We start from the raw sequence: 9813 nt of genomic DNA, 5'->3' as shown, positions 1-9813 counted from the left end.
TGGGAGAAGGTGGATCGGCGCGCAGCGCCGAGACGGATGAGGGGTGTTCCAGCGGAGTGAGACCTTGGCGTTCCCTGGAACCATCCGTCGCCTTCGGCGACACCTTCTCCCACAAGGGGAGAAGGCAAGATGGCGCGTCAAGCGGCCTTGTCGCGAACCTGATAGTCCTTGATCGTGGCGAAGCGGATCGCCTTCCAGCGTTCCGCTTCGTAGTTCAGCGAAAAGGCGTGCTGGGCGAGGAACACCGGATCATTGTCGAGGTCGCGGGCGATGTCGCCGCGATGGGCTTCGATGAAACGCAGAACCTCGGCCTTGTCCTCTGCCGATATCCAGCGGCAGACCGAAAAGCGTGACATCTCGAACTCGACCGGGAGCGTGTATTCGAAGTTCAGCCGCTCCTTCAGGACGTCGAGCTGTAGCGCGCCGACGACGCCGACGATGGCCGGTGAGCCATCCTCCGGCGAGAACAATTGCACGACGCCCTCCTCGGCCATCTGGTGCAGCGCTTCCTTGAGCTTCTTGGCCTTCATCGCGTCACCCAAGCGGACGCGGCGCAGGATTTCCGGGGCGAAGTTGGGCACGCCTCGGAACAGAATTTCCTCGCCCTCGGTCAGCGTATCGCCGATGCGCAGCGTGCCATGGTTGGGGATGCCGACGACGTCGCCGGCAAACGCCTCGTCGGCGGTAACGCGGGTGCGGGCAAAGAAGAATTGCGGCGCCGACAGGCTCATCGGCTTTCCGGTGCGCACCAGCTTGGCCTTCATACCCCGCTCGAGTTTGCCCGAGCAGACGCGGACGAAGGCGATGCGGTCGCGGTGATTGGGATCCATGTTGGCCTGGATCTTGAACACAAAGGACGTCATCTTGTCCTCGGTCGCCTCGACCTTGCGGGCATCGGCCTCCTGCGCGCGCGGCGGCGGCCCAAAGGCGCCAAGCGCCTCGATCAGGTCGCGGACGCCATAGTTGCGCAGCGCCGAGCCGAAATAGACCGGAGTCAGATGGCCCTCGCGAAAGGCGTCGATGTCGAGCGGACGGCAGGCTTCACGCGCCAGTTCCAGCTCCTCGATGAAGGCCTCGCGCTCGTTCTCCGGCAACAGACCGGCGACGCGGTTGGAATCGGGACCGTTGACCGGCGTGCGTTCCTTCTCGTCGTCACCCTTGCGCACCGCGTTCAGCGCCAGGTGATAGGTGCCGGAAAACGTCTTGCCGCGACCGATCGGCCAGGTGATCGGTGCCGTATCCAGCGCCAGCTTCTGCTCGATCTCGTCCAGAATCTCAAACGGGTCGCGGCTTTCGCGGTCCATCTTGTTGACGAAAGTGATGATCGGGATGTCGCGCAGCCGGCAGACCTCGAACAGTTTCAGCGTGCGCGGCTCGATGCCCTTGGCGGCGTCGATGACCATGACCGCACTGTCGACGGCCGACAGCGTGCGATAGGTGTCGTCGGCGAAATCCTCGTGGCCGGGTGTGTCGAGCAGGTTGAAGACATTGTCCTCATATTCGAACGTCATCACCGAAGTGACGACCGAAATGCCGCGCTCGCGCTCGATCTTCATCCAGTCGGAGCGGGTTTGGATCCTGTCCTTCTTGGCCTTGACCTCGCCGGCAAGCTGAATTGCGCCACCGAACAGCAGCAGCTTTTCGGTGAGCGTCGTCTTGCCAGCGTCGGGGTGCGCGATGATCGCGAAGGTGCGGCGGCGCGCCACTTCTTCTTCTATTGCTTCAGGCATTCTACAGGATTTCCGTGTGACAGGCCGGGCTTCTAGCAGCGCAGTGCCGGGCTGTCGACCGGTCCGGCGGCGCTGACGCCGCCGGTTGGCGTGGCGCGCTCAGGCCAACTCGGCCATGTGGCTCGCCGGAACGATCTCCGGAAGCCAGCCGGCAATGGCCTCGCCTATCGCGTCGGCATGGTCTTCCTGCAGATAGTGCGCGCCAGGTCCGAGATTGATGAACCGGCAGTTCTTCAGCCCGGCGGCGAATTCGCCTGCGGCTTGCGGCGAAACAAGCGCACCGGGATCGCCGGCGAACAGTAGTTTCGGATAGGTGGAAAGCCGCAACGCACGATGGTCGTGCTCGATGATGGCGGCGACGTCGGCAGGCTGACCCTCGATCGGCAATTCCCTGGGCAGGCGCAGCACCGGTTTGCGCGATCGCGGTGTCGGGAACGGCGCCCGGTAAGCCGTCATCTCCTCGTCGCCCATCGTGCGCAACACCGAGGCCGGCAGCACTTTCTCGACGAAGACATTGTCTTCCAGAACCAGCTTCTCGCCGACATCCGGCGTGCGCAGCGCCTTGAACAGTTCGCGCGCCTGTGGACGCTGATGAAAATCCTCCCAACGCTCGAAGGGCCGGATGAATTCCATGAAGGCGAGGCCGAGAACGTTGCGTGGCCGCCGCGCCGCGAGATGAAAGGCAAGTGCCGTACCCCAGTCCTGCGCGACCACCACCATTTCCCTGATGTCGAGCGCATCGAGGAAGGCGTCGAGATAGCGCACATGATCGAAGAAGCGATAATCGATATCGGGCTTGCTTGACTGGCCGTAACCGATCAGGTCCGGTGCGATGCAGCGACCGAGCGGCGCGACATGCGGGATGATGTTGCGCCAGATGTGGGATGAGGTCGGATTGCCATGCAAGAACAGCACGGTCGGACCGGCCGCACCGGCCTCGACATAGGACATGGTCGAATCGAGCACGGCGATTTCCTCGCGCCGCAGCGCGGTGGAGCCGGATTGCGGCTTGTCGGCGTTCAAACTCATTGGGTCGGCTCCTTTGCAAAGACTGTGCTGAAGATGATTTTCTTGAAGCGCTCGAGCGGCGCCGGGCTGCGCTCGACCTTCATGCGCAGCATGGCGCCTTGCCACGACGACAGCAGGAAGTCGGCGAGGTCGTCGGCATCGAAAGCCCGGGGGATGTCACCGGCCGCCTGACCCTCGGCGATGCAGGCCGCGAATGGCTGGCGCCAACGCTCGAAGATGGCGACAAGCCGCAGGCGCAGCGGTTCGCTGTGCACCGCGGTTTCGAGGCTGAGATTGCCGATCATGCAGCCGCGCGCCCAGTCATGCGCTTCGAGCTTCGAGGTGATGACATCGAGGTAGCGGCGTAGCCTGCCGACGGGCGGCGTCCCGTCCTGTGCAAGGGCTGCTTCGACCAGGCCGCTGACATAGGCGAAATAGCGGTCGAGCACCTCGCCGGCAAACTCCTCCTTGGAGGCGAAATGGTTGGTGAACGAACCCGGCCGGGCATCGGCCGCGGCAACGATGTCTCGCACGCCGGCAGCGGCATAGCCTGAATTCCAGATGGTCCGGAAACCAGCGTCGAGGAGTTTTTCGCGGAGTGATTGTCTAGCCATGGTGAAATAATACGTACGTACGTATTGATGTCAAGTGACGTATTTGGTGTTGGCAAGCGACCATGAGGATGGCACTGGAATCAGTGCCCTCAGGGGGTCACGTGGCAGAGGAGCAAGCATGACTGTGGCGAAACAAGTGATCGTTATCGGCGCCGGCATCATCGGTGCCTCCATCGCCTGGCATCTGAGCAGAGCGGGGGCGCAGGTGACGATCATTGCCGACAGCGCCGCCGGCGGCGTCGCAACGCCAAACTCTTTCGCCTGGATCAATGCCAGCTGGGGCAATCCGCAGCCATATTTCCGGTTGCGCACCCGCGCGATGGCCGAATGGACGCGGCTGGCGCGGGACCTGCCCGAAATTCCGCTCAGCTGGTGCGGCGGCCTGTGCTGGGATTTGTCGGCGGCCGCAATGGAAACCTATGCCGCCGAGCACTCCGCCTGGGGCTACGGCATCAAGCACGTCGACCGCGCTGGCGTCGCGCGCCTTGAGCCCAATCTCGCCGAGCTGCCGGATGTCGCCTTGCATGTCGCCGAAGAGGGTGTCGCCGAACCGGTGACCACCACCAGGGCGCTGCTGGCGGACGCCGAACGGCGCGGAGCGCGGATCATCTCCAGCACGGTGACGGCGCTGGTCCAGACCGGCGGCCAGATCAACGGCGTGGACACATCGCATGGCCTGATAGCCGCCGACGAGGTGGTGATCGCGGCGGGCGTCGGGTCACCGCCTATCGCCGCGACGGCCGGAATCAACCTGCCGATCGAGATACCGCCCGGGCTGATCGTCCATTCGCGGCCTTATGCAAAACTGCTCAACGGGCTGGTGCTGGCCGAGCGCCTGCATATGCGCCAGACGGCGGAGGGCCGCATCATCGCCGGCTCGGATTTTGGCGGCGCCGACCCTGGCATGGATGCCGAAGTCACCGCCCGCGACCTGTTTGCGGCCCTGAAAGCCATGCTGCACGGCGGCGACGGACTGGAGCTGGATTTCCATACGGTTGGCTACCGGCCGACGCCGATCGACGGTTTTCCGATCATCGGCCGTGCCGAGGGCCTGGACGGCCTCTACGTCGCGGTCATGCATTCTGGCATCACGCTGGCGCCGGCTGTCGGCCTGTTCGCCGCCCGGGAAATTCTCGACGGCGAGCGCGACCCGCTGCTGGCGCCCTACGGGCTGTCGCGCTTCGCTCAGTAACCCGGCGGACGACGAAAGCCACCCGCCAGCGGTTCGATTGCCTTGGCGACGCCGAGCAGCCGCGACTCCGACCAACGTTTGCCGACCAGTTGCAGGCCGATCGGCAAACCGTCGCTGTCCTGTCCGCACGGCAGCGAAAGTGCCGGATGGCCGCTGTAGTTGAATACGGCGCCATAGGCCGGCAGCATCCAGTAGCTCTGCTCTTTGCCGTCGACCTGGATTGGCGCGCCCGAATCGCAATGCGGGAAGGCCGTCGTCATGGCGACCGGGCAAAGCAGCGCATCCCAGGTTTCGAAGAACTGGTCCCAGGCGAGAATGGATTTGTCGCGGCGGGCGAGCGCCTCGAACCAGCGCGAGACCGGTGTCGGCTCCTCAGGCGGCTCCGGCTGCGCGGCCTCCATCATCATGCCGATGAGCGCGCCGCCTTGCTTGAGATCGTCGTGCAGATCGAGTTTTGGAAGTTTCGCTTCCTCGACGGTCGCCCCTGCCGATTGCAGCTGCCTTGCCAGACTTTCGACCGCGGCGCTGATCTCGCTGGCCACCGGAAACCCTGGAAGGTTCGGTGCGAAGGCGATGCGCAATGTCTTGGGGTCGAGCTTCGGCATGCCTTCGACCGGCACCGGCGCAAGATCGGTATCGCTTCCGTCGGGGCCGGCAATGATTTGATAGATCAAGGCCAGATCTTCCACGCTGCGCGCCAGCGGGCCAAGACATGACATCAGCCGCACGCTGCGCGCGACACCTCCCGGATCGGGAAAGGCGCCGGCCAGCGAGACGCGATGCTCGGTCGGTTTGAGGCCATAGACACCGCAGAAGGCGGCCGGCAGCCGGATCGAGTCCTGCATGTCGGTGCCGACATCGAACGGCGTCATCCCTGCACAAAGCGCCGCCGCCGCGCCGCCGCTGGAGCCGCCGACGGTGCGCTGGAGGTCCCACGGATTGCTCGTGCGGCCGAACAGCGGATTGCTCGACTGCCAGTCTCCCAGCATGGTCGCGACATTGGTCTTGGCCATCAGCACGCCGCCGGCCGCCTTCAGCCTGGCAACGACCGGGCTGTCCCGCTTGGCGACATAATCGGCGAAAGCGGGAAAACCGACCGTGGTCTTCATGCCTGCCGTCTCGTGCATGTCCTTCAGCGTGAACGGCACGCCATGCAGCGGCCCGAGCACCTCGCCGCGCGCCGGCGCTGCGTCGGCTCTTTTTGCGCGCTCGCGAGCGCCTTCCCGGTCGAGCGAGATGACGGCGTTGACAGCCCCATTGTGGCTGTCGATCTGCGCCAGATGGGCGTCGAGCGCCTCGACAGCCGAGATTTTCCGCGCGGCGATCGCGGCGGCCAGCGCCACGGTTGAGGAAAAGACGATGTCCATAGTCAATGCTCCGGCTTGGCCGCGCGTGTCCAGATCAAGATGGCCGACAGCGACGCGACTTCAAGCGGAGTTGAGCATTGGAGGATCGGCTGCGCTTGATCGGAATTGCGCGCCGACGCTGCTGAGGTCGGCGCTCTACGGCGCCCCCTCTGTCCTGCGACGCTGCCGCAATTTGTAACTAGACGGCCAGTGCCAGCCGAGCCGATGCGGGTGCAAAGGGACGGATGGCGATACCATCCGTGGTCATGGTGACGAAGCTCGATCGCGGGATCGCCTGCCAGTCGCCGCCCTCGCGGTCGAATGGCTCGGAAACAATGCAGCGGCCGCCGCCTTTGCGGAAAACGGAGGTGTAAAGCGTCGGGGCGTGGGCGTCGGTGGCATAGCGCACCGCGTGCAGCGCCTGGCCGTCGGAGAAGGCGGCGGTGAGTTTCAGCACCGGCTCGAGGCCGGCCCGGCGCGAGGCTTCAAGCACGCGGCTGGTGGCGCGCGAGACGGCGCCTTGCGGATCGGCCACCAATCCTTCGTCGATCATCAGCAGGAAAAACAATTCGGAATCAGTGGTGCCTTCGCGCTGGTCGAAGACGGCGTCGGACAGCGAGTTTTCCAGCGCCCGGCGGATCTTCTCGAAACCGCCGATCTGGCCGTTGTGCATGAACGACCAGCGCTCCGAAATGAAGGGATGGCAGTTCATGCGGCTGGTGGCGCCGCCGGTCGAGGCCCGCACATGGGCAAGGAACAGGCCCGACTTGATCTGCCGGCACAGGCTCTTCAGATTGGGGTCGGACCAGGCCGGCAGGATGTCGCGGTAGAGACCGGGCTCCGGCCGGTCGCCATACCAGGCAAGGCCAAAGCCATCGCCATTGGTCGGCGATTTCGCTTCCTGGGCGCAATGGCTCTGGGCAATCAGCGAGTGACAGGGCGCCGTGAGGATGTCTTCGAGAAAAACCGCTTCACCGAGATAGGCCGCCCACCGGCACATCGCTTCTGTCGTCCTCTAGGCACGATCCATGAGAGCCGCTGGCTCCTTGGTCCCGTGCGAGCCTCTGTTGTGCGTCCGCTCGTAAAGCTCGCGGACGATTCGGCTGGCGGTAGTCTCGAACAGAAATGGTAAGAAAGCGTGAACGAGCGCGGCACCCGCCGCCATCAACAACCGCGACGAGAACCAGGCGGCAAAGGCCATATGGCCGAAATAGGTTTCACCGACCTTGGCCGGATGAGAGGTGAAGATCGTTGCGAGCGACATGCTATTCCCCTTTCAGCGCTTGGTGTTCCTGATATGAGTATCTTGACACGCTTCGCCGGTTCATTGGTCTCAAAATGTCCTTGTATTTGGGCACTCCATGGGACAAACATCCCACATGGTGCTGGAAATCGACGAAATCGACCGAAAATTGCTCACCGAACTGCAACGCGACGGCACGCTGTCGGTCGACCAGCTGTCGGAACGGGTGGCCTTGTCGCGCAATGCCTGCTGGCGCCGGGTGAAGCGACTTGAGGAGGACGGCGTCATCACCGGCCGCGTGGCGCTGGTCGATGCCGAAAAGCTCGGGCTTGGCCTCTCGGTGTTCGTCCTGATCCGCACGTCCAACCACGACCCGGACTGGCTGCAGAAATTCCGGGCGGCGGTGACCGGCTTTCCCGAGATCACCGGCGTCTATCGCATGTCGGGCGACCTCGACTACGTGCTGCGCGCCCGGGTCGCCGACGTGAAGGCCTATGACCGGCTCTACCAGCGGCTGATCGCCAAGGTGGCGCTGTCGGACGTTTCGGCCTCCTTCGTGATGGAGGAGATCAAGGAGACCACCGTGGTTCCAATGGAACTGCGCTAGGTCTGCTCGGATTCAGGTGATGTCGGACTGACCTGGATGCCGGAGGCCATAGTGATGCCCGAAAGAAAGCCGTTGATAGCGCTAGACCTGAGTTGACTGAATCGTCGTTCGCGCCGATAGGATCGATTTTATGCGCGCAGCCCTTCAAAATCCCTCCGTCATCGGTCCGACCGTCGGCTTCGTCAGGTTGCCGCATGGTGAAGGACTTCCCCTCCCCGCCTATGAAAGCCCCGGCGCGGCCGGCATGGATCTGCGCGCAGCGGTGGCCGACGACCGGCCGCTGCTGATCCTGCCTGGAAAACGCGCCCTGGTGCCGACCGGGCTGATCCTGGAAATTCCCGAAGGCATGGAAGGCCAGGTCCGGCCACGCTCCGGCCTTGCTTTCAAACATGGTCTTACCGTCCTCAACACGCCCGGCACCATCGACAGCGACTATCGCGGCGAGGTGAAGGTGCTGCTGATCAATCTCGGCGACGAGGATTTCGCGGTGACGCGCGGCATGCGCATCGCCCAGATCGTTTTCGCGGCGGTGACGCAGGCGGCCGTGGAAGAGCGCAGCCTGGCTGGCGGCACGGCGCGAGGCTCGGGCGGGTTCGGATCGACCGGCACCGCCTGATGCCCGAACTGCCAAAACTCGTCATCTTCGACTGCGACGGGATCCTGGTCGATACGGAGAATCTGGCCAATCGACGCCTCGCCGAATGGCTTGTTACCGCCGGCTATCCGACGAGCTTCGAATATTGCCGCAAGCATTTCTCCGGCCGCAGCATGGCGTCGGTGCAAAAACAGATTGAAGAGGAGACCAGCGTCCGGCTCGGCGCCGATTTCGTCGACCGCTGGAATGCCGGCCTGCCGGACCTGTTCGCCCACGGGGTCGAGGCGATCCCTTACGTCCGCGAGTTTGTCGAAGCCGTGGGCTCAGCCGGCATCGCCTATTGCGTCGCCACCTCGGCCCGGGTGTCGAAGATGCACATCACACTCGGCCAGACCGGGCTGTTGTCGCTGTTCGAACACGCGATGTTCAGCTCGACGATGGTCGGGCGCGGCAAGCCATTCCCCGACCTGTTCCTGCATGCGGCCAAGACGATGGGCTTCGCGCCCGCCGACTGCGTCGTCATCGAGGACAGCGTCGCCGGCACGCAAGCCGGCATTGCCGCCGGCATGCGGGTGTTTTCCTATCATGGCGACCCCTATTCCGACCGCGACGGCCTGATCCAGGCCGGCGGCATCCTGTTCAACGACATGCGCGAGCTGGCCGGGCTGGTGCCGATCCACTGACCTACCGGCCACCGATCCGCCGGGTTTGACGGACGGATTGGACGTCCCGGACCGCTATGCTACGTTCCGCGCGCCCGACAGACCAAGGCGCGCCTATGACAACGAACCTGCTTCGCTTCATCCTCGCCTTGACGCTGCTGCCATTTCTCTGGACAGCCGCCGGCGCGCAAGCCGTCAGCTTCCCGGAACTCGGCAGCGCGCTGCCCGGCCACCAGGACGTCACCTATCTCGACCTGGCGCGGATGGTCATACCGGATCTCGCCGCGGACAAGGACGGCTTCTACAAGGGTGGGCTGCCGATCGACATGCGCCACATCGAGGGTCCGGACAGCGGCGGTTCGCCGCCCGAGACATCGGGCTTTTCCAATGCCGCGGTGCTGGCCCTCAAGGCTGGCGGCAAGGACCGGCTGGCAATGTTGTTCGACCTCGGCGATTCTCCCGACAGTGCCGAAGGCTATGCGGTGTTGGCGCTTTACGACACTTCGGCCAAGCCAAAGCTGCTCGACGCCGTCAATGTCGCGGTCGACCGTGGCACCTATTTCCGGGAACCCGGCAAGCTTTCCGTCAGCATCAACGATGACATCCTCATCACCATGAGCGCGCATTTCAATTCGAACCAGAACTATGTGGCCACGCCGCTGATCATGGTTCGCGGCGACAAGTTCGAACTGATCGACATGATCTATACGTTCGATGAAAACCTGTGCAGCTACAGCCGCAAGCAGGACGTGGCCTTACAGGCCATCGCCGACGATCGGCCTTTTGCCGCCATCAAGGTGACGGTGACCGATGCCA

11 protein-coding genes are annotated in these 9813 nt (G+C 64.0%); 5 read left to right on the top strand and 6 right to left on the bottom strand.

The annotated features are described in order from the left end of the window. Positions 1-137: 137 nt before the first annotated feature. From ACXJ7R_RS16495 to ACXJ7R_RS16485, 3 genes are all read right to left on the bottom strand, one after another. A complete protein-coding gene (locus tag ACXJ7R_RS16495) occupies positions 138-1730 on the bottom strand; it encodes a peptide chain release factor 3 (RefSeq protein WP_457152767.1) in 1593 nt (530 codons plus the stop codon). A gap of 99 nt (positions 1731-1829) precedes the next feature. Further along, positions 1830-2759 carry a haloalkane dehalogenase gene (locus ACXJ7R_RS16490; protein WP_457152766.1) on the bottom strand — a complete coding sequence of 310 codons (930 nt, stop codon included), beginning with the start codon at positions 2757-2759 and terminating at the stop codon, positions 1830-1832. Next, positions 2756-3352: a TetR family transcriptional regulator C-terminal domain-containing protein gene (locus ACXJ7R_RS16485; RefSeq protein WP_457152765.1), complete on the bottom strand. Its 597-nt coding sequence runs from the start codon at positions 3350-3352 to the stop codon at positions 2756-2758. Before ACXJ7R_RS16485 ends, ACXJ7R_RS16490 begins: the two co-directional genes overlap by 4 nt. A gap of 118 nt (positions 3353-3470) precedes the next feature. Between ACXJ7R_RS16485 and ACXJ7R_RS16480 the strand changes: the two genes are divergently transcribed. Next, positions 3471-4544, top strand: coding sequence for an NAD(P)/FAD-dependent oxidoreductase (locus ACXJ7R_RS16480; protein WP_457152764.1), 1074 nt, complete (start codon positions 3471-3473; stop codon positions 4542-4544). Here the strand turns inward: ACXJ7R_RS16480 and ACXJ7R_RS16475 are convergent. From ACXJ7R_RS16475 to ACXJ7R_RS16465, 3 genes are all read right to left on the bottom strand, one after another. After that, entirely contained in the window at positions 4538-5911 is a 1374-nt protein-coding gene (locus ACXJ7R_RS16475; RefSeq protein ID WP_457152763.1) for an amidase, read from the bottom strand. The genes ACXJ7R_RS16480 and ACXJ7R_RS16475 overlap by 7 nt on opposite strands. A 178-nt stretch (positions 5912-6089) precedes the next feature. Then, positions 6090-6890, bottom strand: a complete 801-nt coding sequence (locus ACXJ7R_RS16470) for a class II glutamine amidotransferase (protein ID WP_457152762.1) — start codon at positions 6888-6890, stop codon at positions 6090-6092. A gap of 15 nt (positions 6891-6905) precedes the next feature. Then, positions 6906-7154 carry a DUF6356 family protein gene (locus ACXJ7R_RS16465; RefSeq protein ID WP_457152761.1) on the bottom strand — a complete coding sequence of 83 codons (249 nt, stop codon included), beginning with the start codon at positions 7152-7154 and terminating at the stop codon, positions 6906-6908. Positions 7155-7269: 115 nt separating this feature from the next. On the opposite strand from ACXJ7R_RS16465, the gene ACXJ7R_RS16460 reads away from it, so the two are divergent. The 4 genes from ACXJ7R_RS16460 to ACXJ7R_RS16445 all read left to right on the top strand — a co-directional run. Beyond that, positions 7270-7740, top strand: a complete 471-nt coding sequence (locus ACXJ7R_RS16460; protein WP_457152768.1) for an Lrp/AsnC family transcriptional regulator — start codon at positions 7270-7272, stop codon at positions 7738-7740. 130 nt (positions 7741-7870) lie between these two features. Then, a complete protein-coding gene (gene dut / locus ACXJ7R_RS16455; RefSeq protein ID WP_457152760.1) occupies positions 7871-8356 on the top strand; it encodes a dUTP diphosphatase in 486 nt (161 codons plus the stop codon). Next, on the top strand, positions 8356-9018 hold the full coding sequence (locus ACXJ7R_RS16450) for an HAD family hydrolase (RefSeq protein WP_457152759.1): 663 nt from the start codon (positions 8356-8358) through the stop codon (positions 9016-9018). Before dut ends, ACXJ7R_RS16450 begins: the two co-directional genes overlap by 1 nt. Before the next feature lie 95 nt (positions 9019-9113). After that, positions 9114-9813, top strand: a 700-nt coding sequence (locus ACXJ7R_RS16445) for a hypothetical protein (RefSeq protein WP_457152758.1), incomplete at its 3' end; no start/stop codon positions are given.

The organism is Mesorhizobium sp. P5_C1 (genome assembly GCF_054049815.1).
Note: the sequence above shows the minus strand (reverse complement) of the source record. Positions and strands in the feature narration are given on the sequence as shown.